21 protein-coding genes are annotated in these 23,471 nt (G+C 69.1%); 18 read left to right on the forward strand and 3 right to left on the reverse strand.

Going from position 1 to position 23,471, the window contains the following annotated elements; all coding sequences use genetic code 11:
• Positions 1-9: 9 nt before the first annotated feature.
• On the forward strand, positions 10-2,178 hold the full coding sequence (locus ON26_RS10565; RefSeq protein ID WP_040795879.1) for an acyl-CoA dehydrogenase family protein: 2,169 nt from the start codon (positions 10-12) through the stop codon (positions 2,176-2,178).
• A 9-nt stretch (positions 2,179-2,187) separates the two neighbouring features.
• Here ON26_RS10565 and ON26_RS10570 read toward each other — a convergent pair whose 3' ends face one another.
• Positions 2,188-2,589, reverse strand: coding sequence for a Zn-ribbon domain-containing OB-fold protein (locus tag ON26_RS10570; protein ID WP_169333703.1), 402 nt, complete (start codon positions 2,587-2,589; stop codon positions 2,188-2,190).
• Positions 2,590-2,637: 48 nt separating this feature from the next.
• Here ON26_RS10570 and ON26_RS10575 point away from each other — a divergent pair, with 48 nt between their 5' ends.
• From ON26_RS10575 to ON26_RS10635, 13 genes are all read left to right on the forward strand, one after another.
• Entirely contained in the window at positions 2,638-3,843 is a 1,206-nt protein-coding gene (locus ON26_RS10575) for a thiolase family protein (protein WP_040795881.1), read from the forward strand.
• 114 nt (positions 3,844-3,957) lie between these two features.
• Positions 3,958-5,115, forward strand: a complete 1,158-nt coding sequence (locus ON26_RS10580) for an amidohydrolase family protein (protein WP_040795882.1) — start codon at positions 3,958-3,960, stop codon at positions 5,113-5,115.
• 3 nt (positions 5,116-5,118) lie between these two features.
• Entirely contained in the window at positions 5,119-5,433 is a 315-nt protein-coding gene (locus ON26_RS34035) for a hypothetical protein (RefSeq protein WP_051026918.1), read from the forward strand.
• Between the two features lie 19 nt (positions 5,434-5,452).
• Positions 5,453-6,352, forward strand: a complete 900-nt coding sequence (locus tag ON26_RS10590; protein WP_040795883.1) for an MlaE family ABC transporter permease — start codon at positions 5,453-5,455, stop codon at positions 6,350-6,352.
• Complete coding sequence (locus tag ON26_RS10595) at positions 6,352-7,206, forward strand: ABC transporter permease (RefSeq protein WP_040795884.1); 855 nt, start codon at positions 6,352-6,354, stop codon at positions 7,204-7,206. The genes ON26_RS10590 and ON26_RS10595 overlap by 1 nt, the downstream gene beginning before the upstream one ends.
• A gap of 5 nt (positions 7,207-7,211) precedes the next feature.
• Positions 7,212-8,474, forward strand: a complete 1,263-nt coding sequence (locus ON26_RS10600; RefSeq protein ID WP_040795885.1) for an MlaD family protein — start codon at positions 7,212-7,214, stop codon at positions 8,472-8,474.
• Positions 8,471-9,508: an MCE family protein gene (locus ON26_RS10605; protein WP_040795886.1), complete on the forward strand. Its 1,038-nt coding sequence runs from the start codon at positions 8,471-8,473 to the stop codon at positions 9,506-9,508. The genes ON26_RS10600 and ON26_RS10605 overlap by 4 nt, the downstream gene beginning before the upstream one ends.
• A gap of 4 nt (positions 9,509-9,512) precedes the next feature.
• The gene (locus tag ON26_RS10610) at positions 9,513-10,526 is read left to right on the forward strand and encodes an MCE family protein (RefSeq protein WP_040795887.1); all 1,014 of its coding nucleotides are present in this window, start codon (positions 9,513-9,515) and stop codon (positions 10,524-10,526) included.
• A gap of 8 nt (positions 10,527-10,534) precedes the next feature.
• Entirely contained in the window at positions 10,535-11,632 is a 1,098-nt protein-coding gene (locus tag ON26_RS10615) for an MCE family protein (RefSeq protein WP_245545805.1), read from the forward strand.
• On the forward strand, positions 11,629-12,741 hold the full coding sequence (locus ON26_RS10620) for an MCE family protein (protein ID WP_040795889.1): 1,113 nt from the start codon (positions 11,629-11,631) through the stop codon (positions 12,739-12,741). The genes ON26_RS10615 and ON26_RS10620 overlap by 4 nt, the downstream gene beginning before the upstream one ends.
• Positions 12,738-14,021: an MlaD family protein gene (locus tag ON26_RS10625; RefSeq protein WP_051026919.1), complete on the forward strand. Its 1,284-nt coding sequence runs from the start codon at positions 12,738-12,740 to the stop codon at positions 14,019-14,021. The genes ON26_RS10620 and ON26_RS10625 overlap by 4 nt, the downstream gene beginning before the upstream one ends.
• Before the next feature lie 59 nt (positions 14,022-14,080).
• The gene (locus ON26_RS10630) at positions 14,081-15,190 is read left to right on the forward strand and encodes an acyl-CoA dehydrogenase family protein (RefSeq protein ID WP_040795890.1); all 1,110 of its coding nucleotides are present in this window, start codon (positions 14,081-14,083) and stop codon (positions 15,188-15,190) included.
• Positions 15,187-16,359 carry an acyl-CoA dehydrogenase family protein gene (locus tag ON26_RS10635; RefSeq protein WP_040795891.1) on the forward strand — a complete coding sequence of 391 codons (1,173 nt, stop codon included), beginning with the start codon at positions 15,187-15,189 and terminating at the stop codon, positions 16,357-16,359. Before ON26_RS10630 ends, ON26_RS10635 begins: the two co-directional genes overlap by 4 nt.
• A 62-nt stretch (positions 16,360-16,421) precedes the next feature.
• On the opposite strand, the gene ON26_RS10640 is transcribed toward ON26_RS10635, so the two are convergent.
• Positions 16,422-17,405 (reverse strand): acyl-CoA dehydrogenase family protein, encoded by a 984-nt coding sequence (locus ON26_RS10640; RefSeq protein ID WP_040795892.1) that lies wholly within the window; start codon positions 17,403-17,405, stop codon positions 16,422-16,424.
• A gap of 162 nt (positions 17,406-17,567) precedes the next feature.
• Between ON26_RS10640 and ON26_RS10645 the strand changes: the two genes are divergently transcribed.
• Positions 17,568-18,728 (forward strand): acyl-CoA dehydrogenase family protein, encoded by a 1,161-nt coding sequence (locus ON26_RS10645; RefSeq protein WP_040795893.1) that lies wholly within the window; start codon positions 17,568-17,570, stop codon positions 18,726-18,728.
• A 5-nt stretch (positions 18,729-18,733) separates the two neighbouring features.
• Positions 18,734-19,507, forward strand: a complete 774-nt coding sequence (locus ON26_RS10650) for an enoyl-CoA hydratase/isomerase family protein (RefSeq protein ID WP_040795894.1) — start codon at positions 18,734-18,736, stop codon at positions 19,505-19,507.
• Positions 19,508-19,558: 51 nt separating this feature from the next.
• Here the strand turns inward: ON26_RS10650 and ON26_RS10655 are convergent, their stop codons facing one another.
• Complete coding sequence (locus ON26_RS10655) at positions 19,559-20,803, reverse strand: FAS1-like dehydratase domain-containing protein (RefSeq protein WP_040795948.1); 1,245 nt, start codon at positions 20,801-20,803, stop codon at positions 19,559-19,561.
• A gap of 111 nt (positions 20,804-20,914) precedes the next feature.
• Here ON26_RS10655 and ON26_RS10660 point away from each other — a divergent pair, with 111 nt between their 5' ends.
• On the forward strand, positions 20,915-21,895 hold the full coding sequence (locus tag ON26_RS10660; protein ID WP_040795895.1) for an LLM class flavin-dependent oxidoreductase: 981 nt from the start codon (positions 20,915-20,917) through the stop codon (positions 21,893-21,895).
• Positions 21,896-21,908: 13 nt separating this feature from the next.
• Positions 21,909-23,450: an AMP-binding protein gene (locus ON26_RS10665; RefSeq protein WP_051026920.1), complete on the forward strand. Its 1,542-nt coding sequence runs from the start codon at positions 21,909-21,911 to the stop codon at positions 23,448-23,450.
• The last annotated feature ends 21 nt before the right edge of the window (positions 23,451-23,471 follow it).

Raw genomic sequence — 23,471 nt, forward strand, 5'->3', positions numbered from 1 at the left:
GGAGTTCTGATGGGAATCGCGCTGACCGACGAGCACCGGCAGCTGGAGGAGGTGGCGCGCTCGTTCCTGGACGCGCACAAGGCCCGCGCGCAGTCGCGTGAGCTGCTCGACGCCCCGGAGGAGAAGCTGCCGACCTTCTGGCGGGAACTGGCAGGGCTCGGCTGGCTCGGCCTGCACATCGCGGAGGAGGACGGCGGCTCCGGGTTCGGGCTGCCGGAACTGGTCGTGGTGGTCGAACAACTCGGCCGGGCCGTGGCGCCGGGACCCTTCGTTCCGACGGTGATCGCCTCGGCGGTGATCGCCTCGGTGGGCACCGCCGAGCAGAGGGCTCGGTGGCTGCCCGGCCTGCTCGACGGCTCGACCGTCGCCGGTGCCGGCTTCGGCGGTGCGGTGACCGTGCGCGACGGCGCGGCCACCGGCAGCGCGTCGATCGTGCTCGGCGCGGGCCTGGCGGATGTGCTGGTCGTGGCAGCGGGCCGGGACGTGCTGCTGATCGAGCGGACCCGCGAGGGCGTCACCGTCGAGGTCCCGGAGAATCTCGATCCGACCCGCCGATCCGGCCGGGTCACCCTGGAGAACGTCCAGATCACCGCTGCCGACGTCCTGACCGGCGCGGTCGAGGACGCACTGGCCTTCGCCCGCACCCTGGTCGCGGCCGAAGCCGCGGGCGGCGCGCACGACGCGCTGGCCGCCGCGGTCGAGTACGCGAAGGTGCGTCGCCAATTCGGCCGAACCATCGGCACATTCCAAGCGGTCAAGCATCACCTGGCCAACATGCTGGTCGCCGCGGAGTCGGCGGTGGCGCTGGTCTGGGACGCGGCGCGCGCGGCGCAGGAGGATCCCGATCAGTTCCGGTCGGCCGCGGCCGCGGCGGCGACCGTCGCGCTGCCGGGCTATGTCGCGAACGCGGAGCTGAACATCCAGGTGCACGGTGGCATCGGCTTCACCTGGGAGCACGACGCGCACCTGCATCTGCGGCGGGCGGCCACGGTGCAGGCGTTGTTCGGCGGAGCGGAGGTCGCCGAGGCGGTCTTCGGTCTCGCCGCGCGCGGGGTCACGCGGAGCAACAGCCTGGAGTTGCCCGAGTCGGCCGACCGGATCCGCGCGGAGGTGCGCGCGGTGCTCACCGAGGTCGCCGCCGTCGACGACGAACGCGCGCGCCGGTCGCGATTGATCGAGACCGGATACGCGATGCCGCACTGGCCGAAGCCGTGGGGCCGGGCCGCCGACGCCGTCGAGCAGCTGGTGATCGAACAGGAATTCGCCGCCGCGGGGCTGGAGCGCCCCGAGTACAGCATCACCGGATGGGTGATGCTGACCCTCATCCAGCACGGAACCCCCGACCAGATAGCGCGTTTCGTCGACCGGGCACTGCGTGGCGACGAGGTGTGGTGCCAGCTGTTCTCCGAGCCGGAGGCGGGTTCGGACGCCGCCGCGGTACAGACCAGGGCGGTGCGGGTGGAGGGCGGCTGGAAGATCAACGGTCAGAAGGTGTGGACCAGTGGTGCGCAGGTGTGCAGGCGTGGGCTCGCGACAGTGCGGACCGATCCGTCGGCGCCCAAGCACCGGGGCATCACCACGGTGATCATCGATATGTTCGCGCCCGGCGTCGTGGTAAGGCCGTTGCGGCAGATCACCGGCGGTTCGGAGTTCAACGAGGTGTTCTTCGACGATGTGTTCGTGCCCGACGCCGATGTGGTCGGTGCGCCGAACGACGGCTGGACCGTCGCCAGAGCCACCTTGGGGAACGAGCGGGTCAGCATCGGCGGTGGCGTCGCGGGCAGTCAGGGCGCCGCCGCGTACATGGTGCGCCTCGCCCAACGGCACGGCGATCGGGTACCGGGGGTCGAAGGGCTGATCGGCCGGTTCCTGGCCGAGGACGAGGCGCTGCGGGTGCTCAATCTGCGCCGCGCCGCGCGCAGTGTCGCGGGCGCGCCGCCCGGACCCGAAGGCAATGTGACCAAATTGCTGCTGGCCGAACACATCGGCGATCGCGCGCGGTTGTCGGCCCGGCTGCTCGGGCCCGATCTGGCGTCGAGCACCGGGCAGGCGAAGATGGCCGGATTGATGCTGCTGGCCGCGCGCGGCATGTCGATCGCGGGCGGCACCTCCGAGATCACGCGCAATCAGATCGCCGAGCGCATCCTCGGTATGCCACGTGACCCGTTGGTGAGCTGAGGGGGGCTGTCAGGCGGGCAGGTCGCGGGGTGCGAAGACCAGGACATCGGCCCCGCCGCGTCGTTCGAGGCGAGCCCGCACCGGCATGCCGATCCGGACCGAATCCGGCGCGCAGTCGACGATATTCGTGATCAGCCGCAGGCCCGGCCGGTCGTCGATGTCGACGAGTGCGATGACATAGGGCACCGCCACGCTCGGCTGGTACGGGTGGTGGTTGACGGTGAAGGTGAACACCACACCGGTGTCGGGCACCGGAGTGGAGACCGGCGCGGCCCCACAGGCGGGGCAGGCGTCCGTCGCGGGATATGCCCAGCGTGCGCAGGCCGCGCACCACGGTGCGGTCGGTCGATGCGCGGGAGCGCGGAGTCCGTCGACGGGTGCTCGATCGTGTGAATCCGGGATGTCCGACATATCAAAAGAGTACATTGAGTTAGAGGATTGAAGGATGGTTGGAGCGCGATGCGATACCCGGAGAAGGGCGCGGTGATCGCCGGCGTCGGCATTTCCCGCATCGGCAGGCGCACCGGCATTCCCGGCCTCGACCTGACCCTGGAAGCGGCGCGTGCCGCCATCGCCGATGCCGGACTTCGTCCCGTGGACATCGACGGCATGGCGACCCTCGGCGACACGCCCGCGCGTGCGGTCGCCGGTGCGCTCGGCATCGACGCCGGTTATCGGGGAGGCGGATTCGACACCGGCGGGCTGCTCGCCCCGGTGATGTCGGCGGCCGTCGCGGTGGGGGAGGGCCGGGCGCGACATGTACTGGTCTACCGGACCGTTCACATGATGGGCGGCACTGTTTCCCCGCCGCGGCCGTCGCCGCGGCGGGAAGGTGCCACCGCGCGCGCGACCGACGAGTCGGCGGTGCGCCCGGACGCTCGGCGTCCCCGTGCGATCCCCGCGATGAGCGATGTCGGGCCCCTGCTCGACGCGCACGCCTACTCCGCGGCCAACTGGTTGGCGATGCACTGCCGCAGGCACATGGAGCTCTACGGGACCACACGGGAACAGCTGGGCTGGCTCGCCGTGACCAGCCGCTCGCACGCGGCCGCCAATCCGCGTGCGCTGTACCGGGATCCGATCACGATGGACGACTATCTGGGCGCGCGCCCGGTGTCCTCGCCGTTCGGACTGCTCGATTGCGACGTCCCGGTCGACGGGTCCATCGCGATCGTGGTGTCCACCGGCGACTACGCGGGCGATATCCCGCATCGCCCGGTCCGCGTCGAGGCCGTCGGCGGTGCGAGCGGGGCGGGGGGCTGGACCCAGCGTCCGGACTACCCGAAGATGGCCTCGGCGGATGCGGCGGCGCAGATGTGGTCGCGCACCGACCTGCGTCCGGCGGACATCGATGTGGCCGAACTCTACGACGGCTTCACCTTTCTCACCATCGCCTGGTTGGAGGCGCTGGGCATCTGCGCCGACGGTGAGGGCGGCCCGTTCGTCGAGGGCGGCCACCGGATCGCCCTCGACGGCGCCCTGCCGTTGAACACCTACGGCGGGCAACTGTCGGCGGGCCGGATGCACGGGTACTGGGTGCTGCACGAGGCGTGCCTGCAACTGCGCGGTGCGGCCGGTGACCGTCAACTGTCCGGGCGGCCCGACGTCGCGGTGGTGTCCGCCGGTGGGGGACCGATCGCCGGATGCATGCTGCTCACCGGGTGAGCTTTTCCCGTCGGTCTCCGTCGAAATCCCCGCGACGACGAGGGCAGCCGTTCTACACTCTCAGAATAGGTTCAAATAGTTAACTTATTTTGCGAACCTTGGGAGGAGTCGGCTATGCCTCTGCGGGACCACATGAAGATCATCTCGGTCGACGACCACGTCATCGAGCATCCGCGGGTCTGGCGAGATCGCCTCCCGGCCGCCCAGCGAGGACGCGGACCGCAGATCATCGAAACCGAGAAGGGGCACCACGTCTGGCGATACGAGGGCAAGATCTATCCGCAGATCGGCCTGAACGCTGTCGCGGGCAAGCCGCCCTCCGAGTACGGCATGGAGCCGGTGCGCTACGAGGACATGATTCCGGGCTGCTACGACCCGGCCGAGCGGGTCGGGGACATGGACATCGACGGCGTCCACGCAGCGCTGTCGTTTCCGTCCTTTCCCGGATTCGCCGGCGGGGTCTTCGTCCGGGCGGAGGACAAGGCGCTCGCACTCGCGTGCGTGCGGGCGTGGAACGATTTCCAGACCGACGAATGGTGCGCCGCCGCGCCCGATCGGCTGATACCGCTCGGCATCCTGCCGGTGTGGGATCCCGCCCTGGCGGTGGCGGAGGTCGAGCGGCTCGCGGGCAAGGGCACCAGGGCGGTGTCGTTTCCCGACAGCCCCGTTCCGCTGGGATTGCCCTCGTTCCATCATCCGACGCACTGGGAACCGCTGTGGGACGCGCTGGAGGCCGCGCGGATGCCGGTGTGCCTGCACTTCGGTGCGGGCGGGTTCGTGCCGGGCTTCTCGGTCGCCGCGCCCCCCGCCGGTGAAGCGCCCGCACCGTTCGCCGTCGCCATCGCGACGTTCTCCACCAATCTGATGTGGTCGACGGCCGATCTCGTGTTCTCCGGGATGCTGCAGCGGCACCCGGACCTGAAGTTCATGCTCTCCGAGGGTGGCATCGGCTGGATCCCCTACCTGCTCGAGCGCCTCGACTACACCTGGGAGCGGCACCGCTGGTACCAGGACATCAGTCGCGACGATCGCCCCTCGGAGCTGTTCGGTGCGCACTTCTGGGGCTGCTTCATCGACGATGTCCACGGAGTCGGGTCACGCCATGCGATCGGCGTCGACAACATCCTGGTCGAGGTCGACTATCCGCATTCGGACTCGAACTGGCCCAACAGTCGCAAGCGCATCGCCGAGAATCTGGTGGACGTGCCCGATGACGAAGTGCACAAGATCGTCGAGCTCAATGCCCGCCGACTGCTCGGATTCGAGGGGTGAGTCGTGGCGACCGGTTCCGCGTCCGGCGGGGGCACCGCGGCCGAACGCGCCGACGACGATTACGACCTGCTCACCTACGGTGAAGCCGCCGCCAGGCTCGCTGAGACCTTGCGCGAGGAGCGGCGCGGACTCGCCGAGCTGGAGGCCGCGAACGCCGACCCCGAGGTGCTCGAGAAGGCACGCCGCCGAATCGAAGTGCTGAGCGCGGGCGACGCCCGATACCGGCGCCAATCGATCTCGGGTGCGGCATTCGCCCGGAGATTCGGATTCCGGCCCTCCGCGACCGATGACCGCCGACCGGGCATCGACCGGGACTGACGGCGAGAGGCAATGATCAATGACGATCATCGATCGAATGCGCGACACCGGCGACCGGCACGATCTTCCCGACCGGACCGGCGCCGGCGAGCGCCCGGCAGTGCGAGTGATCACCGACTGGGTGCGGGGATATCTCACCCGGCATCCGATCGCCTCGCTGGAAACCGTCGGTGGTCAATGCCTGCTCGGACTACGCGCGGTCGGATATCTGATCGTCGATATCGCACGGGGGAAATTTCCCTTCGCCGAGTTCATCCGGCAATCGGCGGTCATGGCCTCGACGGCGGTCCTGCCGACGATGTTCGTCGCGCTGCCCATCGGGGTCACGCTGTCCATCCAGTTCGGGCTCCTCGCCGGGCAGGTCGGCGCGAGCTCGCTGGCAGGCGCGGCGAGCGGACTGGCGGTGATCAGACAGGGCGCGCCCATGGTCGCGGCGCTGCTGATGGCCTCGGCGGTCGGATCCGCGATCTGCGCCGACCTCGGCTCGCGCAAGATCCGAGACGAACTCGACGCCATGGAGGTCATGGGCGTCTCGGTGGTCCGGCGTCTGGTGGTGCCGCGGCTGGCGGCTGCCGTACTGGTCGGCGTCGCGCTCACCGGGGTGGTGTGCTTCGTGGGATTCCTGGCCGGCTACGCCTTCGACATCTTCGTCCAGCGCGGGGCGCCGGGCAGCTTCGTCTCCACTTTCGCCTCGTTCGCGACCGTGGGCGATATGGTGCTGGCCCTGGTCAAAGCGGTCGTCTTCGGCCTGATCGTCGCCGTGGTCGCCTGTCAGAAAGGGCTCAGCACGAAAGGCGGGCCCGCGGGGGTCGCCAATTCGGTGAACTCCACTGTCGTCGCCTCCATTCTGCTGCTGATGATCGTCAATGTCGTGTTCACCCAGATGTATGTGCTGCTCTATCCACGGCAGGGGTGGTGATGGCCGCGCCCTATCGTCCGCCGGGGCTGCGTCCGATGATGCGGCCCGCCGGTGCGCTGCACACCGCGTTCATGCGGTTGGGGCACATGCTGACCTTCATGATCCGCGCGGTCGGCGCGGTGCCGGTCATGCTCCGGCACTATCGGACGGAATTCCTGCGGGTGCTCTCCGATATCGCCTGGGGCAACGGCTCGATCGTGGTCGGCGGGGGCACGGCGGGTGTGATCATCGTGCTCGGCGCCGCGGGCGGGGCGATCATCGGCATCGAGGGCTACAACTCCCTGCACCTGCTCGGGATGGAACCCGCTGTCGGCATCGTCGCCTCCACCTCGGCAACCCGCGAATTGGCGCCGATCATGGCCGCACTCGCGTTCGCCTCCCAGGCCGGCTGCCGATTCACCGCGCAGTTGGGCGCGATGCGCATCGCCGAGGAGATCGACGCGATGGAATCCATGGCGATCCGATCGATCCCCTATCTGATCACCACGCGATTGACGGCCTCGATCGTCGGCGTCGTACCGCTGTATCTGATGTGCCTGGCGGCGAACTATCTCGCGGTCGAACTCGTCGTCGGCCTGTCGGGCGGGCTGGCGGAGGGCACATATCAGCACTATTTCCAGCTGGGCATCACCGGTTCGGATATCGTCTATTCGCTGCTCAAGGCCGTGATCTTCGTCGTGCTCACCTCGAGCATCCAGTGCTATTTCGGGTTCTATGCCGCCGGCGGCCCGCAGGGGGTCGGCGTGGCCACCGGACGGGCCATGCGGGCGGCGATCTCGGCGATGATCGTGGTCAATCTGCTGCTGACGCTGGCGCTGTGGGGTCTGGCCGACGGCGCGAGGCTGGGTGGGTAGCGGCGATGCTGATTCTTTTCGACACCGACGGCAGGGGTCCCACGCGCGGGCGGTTGTTCCGGCGCGGCGTCGTTCTCGCGCTCGTCGCCGCGCTCGCGGTGGCCGGAATGCTCGCGAAGTCCTCCGGCACGTTCGATTCCGATGTCGAGGTCACCGCGATTCTGTCCGATATCGGTGACGGGCTGCCCCGGAATTCCGATGTGAAGTTCCGCGGGGTGCTCGTCGGCACCGTCGAAGGGGTCACCACCACCGACGCGGGCACCGAGCACCGGGTGGCGATCAGCCTGAAACCGGAATATCACCACGGCATTCCCCGCACGGTGACCGCGCGCGTCGTGCCGAGCAATGTCTTCGCGGTGTCGTCGGTGCAATTGGTCGACAACGGCTGGGCGCCCGCTCTGGCCCCCCACGCGGAGATTCCGCAGGATCGAAGCCTCTCGACGGTGAAGCTGCAGACCGCGCTGACGAGACTGCGCGAGATCATCGCGGCCACCGCCCGCGCAGGCGCCGATCGCACCGTCGGTGTGCTCGCGGCCGTCGCCGCGGCGACCGATCGTCGTGGCGAGGACCTGGTGCGCGCGGGCGCGCAACTGGAGCGCATCACCGCCGAGCTCACGGCATTCATGCAACCCGACGGCGGTCCATCGATGCTGTCCGCGCTGTCGGAGGCGGTGCGCGGACTCGGTGCGGCCGCTCCCGACCTGCTCGACGCGCTGCACCACGCCGTCACCTCGATGCGCACCGTCGCCGAGCAGCGAGCCGCCCTCACCGACTTGATCACCGCGAGCAGCGTCACGGCGGACACCATCGGCACGGCCATGGACGACCACACCGACCAGATCATCGACATCACCACCGAATTCGAGCCCGTAGTGGGCATATTCGCCGACGCCGGACAGGAATTCGCGCCGATCGTGGTCCGGCTGCGCCGGATCTCGGACGTGTGGTTCACCGAATTCTGGGATCCGGAAGCGCAGATCGGGGTCGGCAAACTCCAGTTGCGATCGACGCCGCACATCCCCTACACCCGCGCCCAGTGCCCGCGCTACGGCGAGATGGCCGGGCCGAGTTGTGCCACGGCGCCCGAGGTCGTGCCGCAGCAGCCGCTACCGGAGTCGATGGATCCCCGGTCCGTGCCGCTGCCGGTGTTGCCGCCGGAGGTCCGGGAGCTCATCGGGCGTCTGATCGGCGGCGGTGCGAACGCGGCCGAGTCGTTCCTCGGCGGACTGCTCACGAACGGACCTGTCGTCTCCGGAGGCGCCCCATGAGTATTCGCAAACCCCTGATCGGTGTGAGTGCGTTCGTGGTCGTCGCCTTCGGCCTGATCTGGGCGACATTCGGCACGCTGTCGCGTGGTGTCGACGACGACGCCTACTCCTATTCGGCGGTCTTCACCGACGTCTCGGGATTGCGGGTGGGCGATGACGTCCGGATGGCCGGGGTTCGCGTCGGGCGCGTCGACGCCGTCGAGTTGGCGGGCGCGACGGCCAGGGTGCGCTTCCGGGTGGAGCGGGATCAGCGGATACTCGGCACGACCATCGCCTCGATCACCTACCAGAACATCATCGGGCAGCGCTATCTCGGACTCTCGCTCGGCGAGGAGGGCGACCCGGCCCCGCTGCCCGACGGCGCCGAGATCGGCCTGGACCGCACCGAGCCGTCCTTCGACATCTCCGGTCTGCTCAACGGGTTCGAGCCGTTGTTCAGCGGCCTCGACCCGGAGCAGGTCGACAATCTGACCGGGGCGCTGATCCGCGCGCTGCAAGGCGACGGGGCCGCGTTGACCACGTTGATCGCCGAGACCTCGGTACTGGCCGAATCCCTGGCCGGCCCGGACCAGGTGCTCGGTGCGGTGATCACCCAGCTCGACGCGGTGGTGCGGAATCTGGCCGAGCACAGCGGCGAACTCGACACCGTGCTCACGATGTCGCGGACGATCATCGACGGCCTGTCGCAACGCCGCGACGAGTTGACGAACTCGCTCGGTTCCATCGCCGACGTGGTGGGCCGATTGAGCGAGATCGTCGGCGAGGTCACACCGGAGCTGACCGAAATCGTCGACAGGCAACCGGGATTCACCCGGCACTTCCTGGACAACAAGGAGAACTTCGCCTACCTCGGGTTCAACCTGCCCGCGCTGTTGAAAGGACTGTCGCGGGTGAGCCAGGAAGGCAGCTATATCAACGCGTATGTGTGTGATTTCCGGATCACGCTGCTGCCGGCACTGACCGCGCTCGTTCCCACCATCGTCGACTCGGCGACGCCGGGCGGCCGGGCCACCCACTCCCCGATCTGTAGGTGAGCAGATGACTTCGAAGATCTACTCGTCCAAGCGACTCATCGGCCTCGTCACCGTGGCCGGGATCGTGCTGATCTCGGCGGCGGTGCTCGCCGTCGGTTCCGCCGGGATCGGCCGGACCCGCTACGAAGCCGAGTTCGCGCAGGCCGCGGGCATCAGGGCGGGTGACGGCATCACGATCGCCGGCGTCCCGGTCGGCACGGTCTCGGGCACCGAGCTCGCGGGCGACCGCGTCGTGGTGGCGATGGCGATCGACGAGGGCATCGCGCTGGGGGCACAGACCACCGCGTCGATCGAATTGACCACCCTGCTGGGCGCCCGCTACATAGAGTTGACGCCCGCGGGCAGCGGCGAGATCCCCGGCCACCGGATCCCGCTGGAGCGCACCACGGTTCCCTACGACCTCCAGCAGACTCTGGCGGATGCCACGGTCACCTTCGAGAACATCGACACCGCACAGCTCGGCCGGAGCCTGATCGAACTGTCAGAGCAGTTGGCGGGCGTGCCGAGCGTGCTACCGGAGGTGCTGGCCGATGTACAGACCCTCGCCTCGATAGTCGGCGGCCGTCGCGACGAGCTAGGTTCTCTGCTCACCAGCAGCAGGGAACTCACGTCGGTGGTCCGAGCGCAGCAGGACGGGATCGGGGCCGTCATGACCCAGGGGCGCGATCTGCTGGAGCAGATCGTCGCCCGGCGCGCGGCGATCCAGCAGTTGCTGATCGACACCACCGAACTGGTCGATCAGTTGCATACGATCGTCGTCGACGACCGCCCGCAGCTCGAGACCATGCTCGCCGGCCTGGACGGCTTGCTGGCCAGTCTCGGCCGGCACGACGATCTGCTGCGCAACATCCTGGAGATCATGCCGGTGCCGGTCAGGAACTTCACCAACGTGACCGGCACCGCGAACGAAATCGATTTCACCGCACCGGCCGGGGTGTTGATGGACTCCTGGATGTGCGCTCTCAGCGGCCGCGCGCGGGAGGCAGCACTGCCGCCCTATCTGCAGGACTGCGAATGAGACGAGCGATGAGCACAGTCGTGCGGGTGGCCGTGGCGTCGGCGGTGGCCATCGCCGCGGGGTGCGCCGGTGATCCCTTCGGCGCCGCCGTCGACACGATCACCGTGACCGCCCGATTCGACAACGCCGCGGGCCTGTACGTCGGCAATACGGTCGCGGTGCTCGGCATGCCCGTCGGCGAGGTGAAGCGGATCGAGCCGAAAGGCACCCACGTCGAGGTGACCATGGCGGTGGACGCGGACGTCGCGCTGCCCGCCGATGTGACGGCGGTGACGGTGTCCACCTCGATCCTCACCGACCGGCACGTGGAGTTCACCCCGGTCTATCGGGGCGGGCCGCGGCTGGCCGACGACGCGCACCTGGGTCTCGACCGGACCAGGACGCCGATCGAGTTCGATCGGCTGCTCGGGGTCGTGGACGAGATGTCGGGTGAACTACAGGGCGGGAGCCGCGGTGAAGGGCCTGTCGCGGCCCTGCTGGAGGTCGCGGCGGCCGCCACCGCCGACAACGGCCCCGGCATGCGCGCGGCCCTGGACCAACTCGCCACGGCGCTGCGGCTCGGCACGGACGGCGGCGCCGCGACCGGCGAGGATGTGGCCCGCATCGTCGACCAACTGGCCGCGTTGGCCCGGGCCGCCGCCGACAACGAGCAGACCATCGCGGAGTTCGGGTCGGCGGCCGGGCAGCTCACGGATCTGCTCGCCGAACTCGAGATCGGTGCGGGGGACACCGGCGCGCGGATCAACGAGATCGTGCAGCAGGCCACCGAACTGCTGCGGAACAATCGCGGGACACTGCAATCGACGGTGGCGAACACCGACACCGTGGTGCGGTCGCTGGCCGATTATCGGCGCCAGCTCGAAGAATTCGTCGACCTCGCGCCCTTGCTGTTGAACAACGCCTACAACACCTTCGACCAACAGAACCGGGGAGTCCGGGTGCACGCCCTGCTGGACAAGGTGTTCTTCGACAGTCAGCTGGTGAAGGAGATCTGCAATGTGCTGGGTCTGCGCCAACTCGGGTGCGCGACCGGAACATTGAGCGATTTCGGGCCGGACTTCGGGATCACCGACATGCTCACCGCGATGGCGGGGATACCGCGATGACCCGGCATCCGATGGCATCGCTCGGTGCGCTGTCGCTCGCGCTGACGGTGGCGCTGTCCGGCGCGGGATGCGGCGTCGGTCTCGAGGATTTCCCGTTGCCCGCTCCCGGCATCGGCGGTGACTCGTACACCCTGCACGCGAGCTTCACCAACGCGCTGAACCTGCCGGACGGAGCGAAGGTCCGACTCGGTGGCGCCGATGTCGGTGAGGTCACCGGTATGGCCGTCCGCGACTACACCGCGGTGGTGACGATGCGGATCAGCAGTACGGTGTCGTTGCCCGCGGGCACGCACGCCGCACTGCGGACGGCCACGCCACTGGGCGACGTGTTCGTCGCGGTGCTGCCTCCTGCCGGGGCGACCGCCGCCGCACCGGATCTCGGTGACGGTGACAGCATCCCGGTGGCGTCCACCTCCGCCGCCGCGACCATCGAGGAGGTGCTGGCCACCGCTTCGCTGCTGGTCAACGGCGGTGTCATTCGCGACATCACCAAGGTGGTCAACGGGCTCGGCGCCGCAGCGGGCGACCGCGGCGAACGGCTGGGCGCGTTGATCGCCCGGACCACCGAATTCGTGCGGGCGCTCGCCGCGCGATCGGAGGCCATTCGCCGCACACTCGCCGAGACCGATCGGCTGACCGCTCTGCTGAACGAGCGCCGCGAGACCCTCGACGAAGTTTTCGCTGCCGCGAGCCCCGCGCTGAGTGTGGTGGCCGACAACACCCAGCAGGCGCTCGACCTGATCCAGCAGGTGAACCGCATCAGCCGGGAGGTGGCGAAGTTTCCCTCGATGCGCGGCACCGACACGCGCAGCATGATCGCCGACATCGACACGATCGCGGCCGAACTCGATCGCGCGGCCACCGATCCCGATGCCGATTTCGCGCAGTTCAACAGAATCCTCGGTCCGGTCCTGAAACTGACCAACGGCACCTCGGCGCACGTCGACGTCGATCTGGCCGACATCGCGATCGGCGCCGTGCCCGATCCTGGGCACTTCGGCGATCCGGGCAGCCGGGCGCCGGACGCGAGTGACTGGGCGAATTTCGCCGGGGCGTTCACCTACACGATGATGCGACTGCACGATCGTGTGCTCGGGCCGGGACGATGAGGGGTCGGGGGGTGGGCGGACCGATCGGCCGATTGCTCGAACAACCGGCCCGGGTGGTGGTCGGTGCGGTGGCGGCCGGTGTCCGGCATCGCCTCGGGTTGTCGGCGGCGGCGCTCGCTGTCACCCTGGTGCTGAGTACGGGATATCTGGTGTTCGGCGCGCTGGGCGTCGACCCCGCGGCGCAGCGATACACGGTGCGGGTGCACCTGGCGGACTCCGGTGGCCTGCTGCCCGGGCAGAACGTCACCCTGCGCGGTGTGCCGGTCGGGCGCGTCGAGGCTCTCGAACTGGCGCCCGGGGGATTGGTCGCCGTCGCCGGTATCGCCGCCGAATACCGGATTCCGGCCGGCGGCACGGTCCGGGTGTCCGGATTGTCGCCGGCGGGTGAGCAGTACCTGGACTTCCGGCCCGACTCCGACGACGGCCCGTTCCTGGCCGACGGTGCGGTGGTCACGCAGGACGACACGGCGACGCCGGTGCCCTTCTACCAGGTGCTGGGCGATCTGGACGCGATGCTGGCCCAGGTGGATCCCGACCGGCTCGCCGCCGTCGTCGCCGAACTCGGGGTCGGTCCGGAGGGGCCGCGGAAACTGACCGAGATCATCGACGGCGGAGTGTTCCTGCTCGCGACCCTCGACGGCGTGCTGCCGCAGACCATGAGCCTGCTGCGCGACAGTCGCACGGTGCTCACCGAATTGGGCGCCCTCGCGCCGGGGTTGGGCGAGGCCGCGCGGTCCGCCGAGATCGTCATGCGCGATGTCGAGGCCGCGGACGGCGGCTTGCGCACGCTGCTCGACACCGGCCCGGGCGCGCTCGAGGCGCTGGACGCGATGATCGCGGACAACTCGCCGACCATGGTCCAGTTGCTCGGCAACCTCGCCACGGTCTCGCGCTTGGCGTATGTCCGGATACCCGCACTTCAGGAATTCTTCTTCCCGACCTTCCGTGACGGGTCGACCCTGGCGGCGATCAGCACGGTGTTCCACGACGGGGGACTGTGGGGACTGGTCAACATCTATCCGCGCTACGCCTGCGACTACCGGCACCAACGCGGCGTGCCGACGCAGCCGGACTTCCCCGAGCCCTACCTGTCCACCTACTGCGAGAACGACGACCCCTCGGTCTTGATCAGGGGTGCGCGCAACGCACCTCGGCCTCCCGGTGACGACACCGCCGGGCCGCCGCCCGGAGCGGCGCCCGATGCTCGCAGTTCACCGAGTCCCATCGGCGAACAGACGATTCCGCTGCCCTTCGGCGGACCGTTTCTCTCCGGCAACTGACGGTGCCCAGATAATTAACTAGGTATAATAGGTGAGCCTTCGGCTGATGAGGAGTGGGCATGGAACGGGAGCACGAGGAGCTGCGCGAGGTCGTGCGCCGCTACCTCGCGGAAAAGTCGGATCTCGCCAGGATGCGGACGCTGGTCGAGACGGGGCGGTGCCGCGACGAGGCGGTGTGGTCGCAGCTCGCCGAGCAGCTCATGGTGCAGGGCATCGCCATACCGGAGAGCTACGGCGGCGCGGGTTACGGGCCGGTGGAATTGAGCATCGTGCTCGCGGAGATGGGCCGATTCCTGGTGGTCTCACCATATTTCGCGACTGTGGCGCTGGCCGGGCAGCTGCTGACCGGCTGCACCGACGCCGCGGCGCGCGAGGCCTGGTTGCCCGGCATCGCCGCGGGCTCGGTGACCGCGACCGTGGCGATCGGTGACGAAACCGGCGAGATCGCGGCAGGCGCGGTGGCGACGGTGGCCGCGCGCGAGGGCGACGGCTGGCGACTGACCGGTCGCAAACGTTTCGTGATCGACGGGACGACGGCCGATGTGCTGCTCGTTGCCGCCCTGGCCGACGGTGTGGTCACCCTGTTCACCGTCGAGGGGCGCGCCGAGGGCGTGCGACGTACGCCGCTGCCGAATCTCGACCCGACGCGACCGCTGGCCACCGTCGATTTCGACAACGCTCCGGCGGTCCGCCTCGACGACGACGCGACCGTGCTGCTGCCGCGCCTGGCCGATCTGGCCGCGGCGGCGCTCGCCGCGGAGCAGACCGGCGGTGCGGCCGCGGCGCTCGACATGGCCGTCGAATATGCCCGCGTCCGTGTGCAATTCGATCGCCCGATCGGTTCGTTCCAGGCGATCAAGCATCGCTGCGCCGACCTGCTGCTGGAAGTGGAATCCGCGCGCAATGCGGTGTTCGCGGCCACCTCGCTGCTGGCCGCGAACGATCCGGAGGGCTCGCTCGCCGCTTCGCTGGCCGCCGCCTGGGCAGGCAGGACCTACACCCATGTCGCCGAGGAGAACATCCAGATCCACGGCGGGATCGGTTTCACCTGGGAACACGATGCGCACTTCTACCTGAAACGTGCCAAGGCCAGTGAGATGTTGCTGGGGACCACGGCAAGCCACCGGGCCCGCGTGGGCGAGCTGGCAGGAATCCGAGGAGCGAGATGACCGGCACCGACCACGAGACCGACGAGCAGTTCCGTGCTCGTCTGCGTGAGTTCCTGAGCGCGCACGCGCCGGGCCCCCGGCCGCGCGACCCGAAGGCCAGGGTCGAGTGGACCAAGGCCTGGCACGCCACCCTGGTCGACCACGGTTACGCGGGACCGTCCTGGCCGCGCGAGTACGGCGGCATGGACCTGTCGTTCCGCAGGCAGATCATCTACCAGGAGGAGATCGCCAGGGCTCGGGTCCCCGGCCCGCTCGGCACCGGCCTCGGCATCGTCGCTCCCACCATCATCAAGTACGGCACCGAGGAGCAGAAGCAGCGGTGGCTGCGACCGATGCTGCGCGGTGACGTGGTCTGGTGCCAGGGGTATTCCGAGCCGGGAGCGGGGTCCGACCTGCCGTCGTTGCGCACGACCGCGCGCCGCGACGGCGAGGAATACGTGGTCAACGGGCAGAAGGTCTGGACCAGTAGCGGAACCCTCGCCGACATGCTGTTCTGCCTCGTCCGCACCGGCTCACCGGAATCGCGGCAGAAGGGCATCACCTATCTGATCATCGATGCCGGATCGCCGGGAGTGACGATCCGTCCGCTGCGCGACCTGACCGGCGCCGCGATCTTCGCCGAGGTGTTCTTCGACGATGTCCGCGTCCCGGTCGCCAACCGTATCGGGGCGGAGAACGAGGGCTGGCCGCTGGTGCGCACCTCCCTGGGGCACGAGCGGTCGGCGGGCGCCATGAATCAGGCCGCGTCCTACCGTCGCGTCCTCACCGAATTGATCGATCTCGCGCACGAGCGGGGACTGACCGACGACCCGCTGGTGTGCGACCGGCTCGTCGAGTTCGAGATGCGGGTGCGGCTGATCCGCTACAACGCCGAACGCACTGTCTCCGACATTCTCACCAAGGGCGAGCCCGGGGCGGGGTCGTCGGTGTCGCGGCTGATGATCGCCGCGTTCGAACAGGACCTGCACGAGTTCGCCGTGGACATGCTCGGGCCGGACGGGATCGTGACGGCTCCGTCCGAGCAGGCGGTCCAGCGGGGCCGGTGGTTGAAGGGGTTCCTCATGACGCGGGCCTCGACCATCGGCGCGGGTACCGCCGAGATCCAGCGCAACACCGTGGCCGAACAGGTCCTGCGGTTGCCCTACGATCCGGCCATGCCGCCCCGCTGAGGGAGCGGAGCGAGAACGCGGTGGTGCGCCCGGCGGCGCGCCACGCGTTCCGTGTCTGCGGCCTACCCCGCCTGCCGGAGCAATTGCGCGACGCGCTGATGGTGGAATGTCGCGTTCCCCCACACGGCCTCGTCGACCTTCGCACGGCGCAGGAACAGATGCAGATCGTGTTCCCAGGTGAAGCCGATGCCGCCGTGCAACTGCAGCGCGGTGCCCGCCACCTCGCTGATGCCCTCGGAGGCATGCGCTTTCGCCACGCTCGCCCAGAGGGCGGCATCCTGGGCGCCCGCGTCCAGGGCCATGGCCGCGCGGTAGGTGGCGGCGCGGACGCCCTGCAGCGTGATCAGCATTTCCGCTGCCTTGTGCTTCACCGCCTGGAACGAGCCGATGGGCCGGTCGAACTGCTCGCGGACAGCGGTGTAGGCGACCGTTATCTCCAGCAGGCGCGCGCCGATGCCGAGCGCGTCGGCAGCCGTCAGCACGGTCATCGCGTCACGCCACCATTGCGGGTCCAGGTCCAGGACGCGGCCGTCGAGGGGGCCGGTCGCGGCGTACCAGCCGCGGGACAGGTCGATCGTGGTGCGTCGTCTGGTCGCCGGCGCGGGTGCCAGTCGCACGTCGTCGCCGAGCACGAGCAGCCAGTCGGCCGATCCGGCTGCCTGGATCAGGTCGGGAGTCCCGGCGTCGACCACGGTGCCTTTGTTTTTGCCTTCGAGCAGCCCGGCGACCACGTCGTCGGGCGCGCCGCCACCGGCCGCGGCGGCGGCGACCAGGGCGCTCTCGGCGAACGGTCCGGGCGCGGCGGCCCGGCCGACCTCCTCCGCGATCAGGCAGAGTTCGACGAGGCCCTGTCCGGCGCCGCCCGCGTCCTCCGCGACCGCCAGCGAGGGCCAGCCCAGTTCGATCGCCCTCTGCCACAGCGTGTCGTCACCGTCGGCCCCGGCTTCGGCCACCGCGCGCACGAGAGCGGGCGGGCAGGTCGCGGTGAGCATGCTGCGGGAGAATTCGCGCAGCAGTCGCTGCTCTTCGGTGAGTTCGAAGTCCACGCGTCGGCCTCTCTGTGGGTGGTGCGTCCGGGCGATTCGACGGAGTCGGCGTCGCGCTCGGTGCTCGGTATGCTATCAATCGACAGGCAGAATCATCTAACTAAACCATCTATCTTAACTATGTTCGAGGCCGTGATCACGGCAGGCAAGGGAGCCACGACGATGCGGATCGTTACTTCCGAGCGGCTCGAGGAGTTCCGCGCGCGCGTGCGGGCTTTCGTCGCCGAGCGCAATCCCGGACCCAAACACCACAGTGGCGTGCGCGCACCGGCGCCGGAGCTGGTTCCGGCGATTCGGGCGTTCACCGCCGATCTGTTCGCCGCCGGGTTCCTCGGCGCCGACTGGCCGGTCGAGTACGGCGGTCGCGCCGATTACGACCCGTCCGAGGCGTTCATCGTCGCCGAGGAGATCGCCGGGGCAGGCACCTGGGGACCCATCGGCGCCGCGACGGGTCTCGCCGCGCCGGCGCTCATCGAATTCGGCACCCCGGCCCAGCGGGCGGAGTTCCTGCCGAAGATCCGCTCGGCCGAACACCTCTGGTGCCAGTTGTTCAGTGAGCCGGGCGCAGGCAGCGACCTGGCCGGCCTGAGCACGCGCGCGGTGTTCGACGACGGCGAATGGGTCGTCGACGGGCAGAAGGTCTGGACCACCAATGGTCACCACGCCGATATCGGCTACCTGCTCGCCCGCACGAATCCCGACGCCCCCAAGCACGGTGGCATCACGGCGTTCATCGTCGACATGGCGACCCCCGGCATCGAGGTCAGGCCGCTGCGCGAGATCACCGGCACCAGCGATTTCAACGAGGTCTTCCTCGACCACGTCCGCATTCCGGCCGACCGGGTGCTCGGGAAAGTCGACGACGGCTGGCGCGTCGCCAATTCCAGTCTCGCGCACGAACGCAGCGGTGTCGCGGCGAGTTCGGTGGAGCTGATCCAGCGGTTGCACGACCTGCTGGCGCTGGGCGGCGGCAGCTCGGCGGAGATCGGCCGGATCGCCACCAAGGTGCTGGTCAGCGACGCGATGAGCAAGGCCGTCCAATCGCATGTGCTCGCCGGTACCGAAGGCGCGGCGGATGCCGCCGCGGTCAAGATCTTCTTCAGCGAGACCAATCTGGCTCTGGCCGAGACCGGGCTACGTCTGCAAGGGGCGAATTCGATCCTCGCCGAGGGTGATCCGGCGGCCACGGCCGAGGGATGGTGGCAGGACGCGTTCCTCTATGCCCGCGCATACACCATCGCCGGTGGCGCCACCGAAGTACTGAAGAACGTCATCGCCGAGCGTGCACTGGGCATGCCGCGCGAACCACGCAGGAAGGGGTAGGCGGAATGCCTTACAAGACAGTGCTGTTCGACGTGGCCGAGCACGTCGCGACGATCACGCTCAACCGTCCCGAGGCGCTCAACTCCTTCGACCGGCAGATGCTCGCGGAGTTCGTCGACCTCTGGGCGCGGGTGCGTCGCGACGACGACATCCACGCCGTGGTGCTGCGTGCGGCGGGGGACAAGGCGTTCTGCACGGGGATCGATGTCGGCGAGGGCCTCGACCTGCCCGAGAACATCTGGAACGAGGAAGACCCCGGCCTTGCGCTGTCACCGCGGACGAACCGGGTGTGGAAGCCGGTGATTGCGGCGGTGCACGGGATGGTGGCAGGCGGTGCGTTCTACTGGCTCAACGACGTCGACTTCATCGTGTCCGCCGACGATGCGACCTTCTTCGATCCGCATGTGTCCTACGGTCTGACCTCGGCCCTGGAGCCGATCGGCCTGGCCAGGCGGGTGCCGCTGGGCGAGGTGATGCGGTGGGCGCTGCTCGGACTCGACGAGCGGATGTCGGCCCAGCGCGCTCACCAGATCGGCTTGGTCTCGGAGTTGGTGCCCTTCGAGCAGTTGCACGCACGGGCCGACGAACTCGCGCGCAAGATCGCGGCCAAGCCGGCCGCCGCCGTCCAGGGCACGGTGAAGGCGGTGTGGGAGACGCTCGGGATGGACCGGGCCGCGGCCCAGGCGGTGGCGTGGAACTACCCGATGCGCGGCAACCCGATCGGCACCGCGGAGGTCTCGCGGGCGGGCTTCGCCAAACCGAAATGGACCTTGCGCTGAGCGTGCGCGGAGAGGGGGTGTGGTGACCGAGAGGTCGCCGCACCCTTCTTCTCATTCCGCGAAGCGCGCGATCTCGTACTCGAGCATGCCCTGCAGGCCTTCGGCGGGCGCGCTCGGCAGGGTGACCGCCGAATCGCGGGTGGGCAGCAGGACCACGGCGGTGCCCGGGGTGGTGGTCTCGCCGCGCTGGTTCTCCACCCACACCTCGAGCTCGACTTCGTGACCGTTCGCCGACTCCGATTTCCCGGTGACGCGGCCGCGGACCCACGAGGTGTCCCCGATGTAGTTGAACTTACGGTGCTGGCAGGACAGCTTCCACAGCCAGGCGTCGTCGCCCATCCAGTCGGTGATCAGGTGGGTCAGCCAGGTCTCGCGCATCGCGCCGTAGTCGTAGCTCATCGGGATGCCGAGTTCGCGGGCCCGCTCGGGCTCCCAGTGCAGGCGCTGCACGGTGTCGGGGATATTGCGGTTGTTGCGCGGGTAGAGGCCGGGGACCTTTCTGCGGACACCGCGGCTGATACCGAACGCCCCCGGTGGGGTCAACTGCATGCCCCAGCCCACGTGCCACACGACGATGTCGGTCACCGTGAGCGGTCCCTTGACCCGCTGCTGGAGTTCGTCGCCGATCCGCACGTCTTCCCAATAGCGCGGCTGCGCGCCGCGACGGGTCTCGGCATCGTAGGCGGCGTCGATCTCGGCGAGCATGTCGTCGGTGTACGGGCTGGTCACATCGACCGGCGCCTTCTCCTTGGCGCGATCCTTGCTGGTGTGGCGCTCGGCATTGATCCAGGTGCCCCGCTGGACGGCCACCATGTCGCCGTCACCGGTGGCGAACAGGAAGTCGTTGGTGACGTGGGCGGTGCGGCCGCCGAACTTGGAGGGCTTGTCGCGCACGCCCACCTGCGACCGCAGTACCCGGCAGCGATCACCCAGGCGCAGCGGCCGGAACCACTCGAACTCCATGACCGCCTGATAGGAACCGAGTCCGGCGAAGGGATCGCCCTTCATCAGCGCCTTCTGTTCCGGGGTGAGCGGGGCCGCGGCATTCTCACCCATGGTGTAGATGAAGTTCGGCGGCGCGATCAGGGTTCCCCAGCGGGTGTTCTTGCCGTAATCCGGGTCGCTGTAGAGCGGGTTGTCGTCGCCGTAGCCGTAGGCGAAATGCCGGGTGCCGTCCGCGGTCACCTCGAGGTTGTGGGGAGTGAGGGGGCGATCGGGGATTCCGATGCGACGGCGGGAGCGCTCGAAAGCATCGTCGTTCAGCACGCCGAACGGCGCTGTCTGAGCCTCGGTCACAGGGGCCTCCATCCTTACGGGGCTCGGCTTGGACGTAAGCGCCCCGATTCACTGCGTGTTCCCAGATAACATAGTACAAATAGATAACTGTTCCGGGGCGAAGGGGCCTGTATGGAGTTCGGACTGCCGTGGCCGGGCGCGGAAGTCGCGCGCGTGGCCGAAGCCGAGGGCGTCACCGCCTTCTGCACCGGGGATTTCGTCGACAACGACGCCTACGAAGTCCTCGCCGAGATGGTCGAGCACACCGAATCGGCCCGAGTCGGGACCTCCATCGCCTACGCCTTCGCGCGCACGCCCTACGCGCACGCCTCGGCGATCAGAACGCTGCACAAGAAGGCTCCCGGACGGCTGTTCCTCGGGCTCGGGTCGGGCGCGTACTCCATCAATCGTGATTGGTTCGGCGTCGAGGCGGACAAGCCGGTGGCGCGGATGAGTGATCTGGCCGGTGCGGTGCGCGCCTGGCTGCACGCCGAGAACGGCGAGCGCGTGCGCTACGAGGGCCCGTTCTATCGCGTCGACGCCAGGGTGCAGGCTCCGGTGCTGGGCAAGCTCGACGTGCCGGTGCTGTTCGCGGGTTTCAACAAGCGGATGGTCGCCGCCGCGGCCACCCATGCCGACGGGGTGATCGGGCACGGACTGTTCACCGCGCGCTGGTGGCAGGACATCGTCCGGCCCGCCGCGGGTGATGTCGGCGAGGGCTGGCTCGAGCACGGCTGGCTCATCACCTCCGTCGACGACCGGGATCCCGAACGGGCCGTGCGTGACGCGCGACGGATGGTGGGCTTCTACCTGACCGTCAAAACCTACGACCCCTACGTCGAGTACCACGGCTGGACGGACGAGGTGGCGCGCGTGCGGGCGGCGTTCGCCCAGGGCGACATCGACGGCATGGCCGCCGCCGTCTCCGACGAGATGCTCGACGCGATCGCCGTGTGCGGCAGCACCGATCGGGCGCGCGAGCAACTCGGCAAGCGGCGGGCGGAGGGCTCGCTGGCGCGGGATCTCACCTATCTCTCGCCGCCCTCGTTCCTCACCAGCGCCCGGCGCCGTGCCGAATACGCCCGGAACAGTCTCGCGCTGCTGCAGTCCTGAAGAGAATGGACGCATGGTCGTGACAACGGAGTCGACAGGGGAGTCGCTGATCGCGGCGCTCGCCGCGGCCGCACGGACACACGGGTCGAGCCCGCTGCATTTCCACACCGCTGCGGGCGTGGTCGACACGACCGTCGGCGAATTGTTCGGGCGCGCACAGGCGCTCGCCGGCTGGATGCAGGAGCGGGGGCACGGTCCCGGGACGGTCACCGCCGTCCAGTTGCCGAACTCGGTCGAGGCCGCCGTGGCCTACACCGCGGTGCTGATCAGCGGCGCGACCCTGGTGCCGCTGGTGCACATCTACGGACCACGGGAGAGCGAGTTCGTCTTCGGTGAGTCCGGCACGACACTGCTGCTGACCACGAACCGGTGGCGGTCGATCGACTACACCGAGCGCATACCGGCGTTCCGGGCGGCGGGCGTGCGTGTCGTGCTCATGGACGAACTCGCCGACGCGTCCGGCTCGTATGCCCCGCCACAGGACCCGGAGATCGCCGTCGTCAGCTACACCTCCGGTACGACCGCCGCTCCGAAAGGCGTGCAGCACACCGGCGCCGGAGTGCTGGCCGAAGTGCGCAGCGCCCCCGGCGGGCTGGGCGAGGAGGACGGAGCGGTCGGCCTGGTCTCCTTCCCGTTCGGTCACATCGCGGGGGTCGTGTCGCTGCTGCGGCTGTTGCTGCGGGGCACCCCGACCGTGGTGATCGACGGCTGGGATCCCGCCCTCGCGCTCGAACTCGTTCCGCGCTACCGGATCACCAGCACCTCCGGCACTCCGCTGCACCTGGCCACCCTGCTCGACGCGCTGGAAGCCGGCGCCCCACTCGGCAGCCTGTCGCGCTATCTCGTGGGCGCCGCCACGGTGCCCGCCGAACTCGTCGCACGGGCGGATCGGCTCGGGATATCGGCCTTCCGCTGCTACGGCTCCACCGAACACCCGACGGTGTCCTCGGGCACGGTCGCGGACCCGCTCGCGAAGCGTCAGTTCACCGACGGCAGGCCCTGCGCGGGTGTCGAAATCCGGGTCGTCGATGAATTCGGCGAGGAGGTCCCCGTCGGCGTGGACGGCGAGGTGATCTGTCGCGGTCCGGAGACTTTCGTCGGTTACCGCGATGCCGCGCTCGACGCGGGGGCCTGGCTCGGCGCGGACGACGGCGGGCGACCGTGGCTGCGTACCGGCGATATCGGCAGGCTCGATGCCGAGGGCTATCTGACGATCACCGACCGTGCGAAGGATGTGATCATCCGGGCGGGGGAGACCATCTCCTCCCGTGAGGTCGAGGACGTCCTGCTGAGCTGTCCGGGCGTGGCCGATGCCGCCGTCGTCGCCGTGCCCGACCCGTACTACGGCGAGAAGGTGGGCGCGGTCGTGGTGCCCGGTCCCGGGGGGCCGCCCACCCTCGACGACATTCGCGCGCACTTCGCCGCCGTCGGCATGACGCGGCAGAAGACGCCCGAATATCTGGAAGTCCGCGAGGCCCTCCCGCGCACGCCGATCGGGAAGGTTCGCAAAGCCGATCTGCGGCGGGAGTTGCGCGGAAAGCAGGCCTCGCGGTGACAGACATCGATACATCGATCA

It is taken from the genome of Nocardia higoensis NBRC 100133, from assembly GCF_000308595.1.
Classification (GTDB): Bacteria; Actinomycetota; Actinomycetes; order Mycobacteriales; family Mycobacteriaceae; genus Nocardia; species Nocardia higoensis.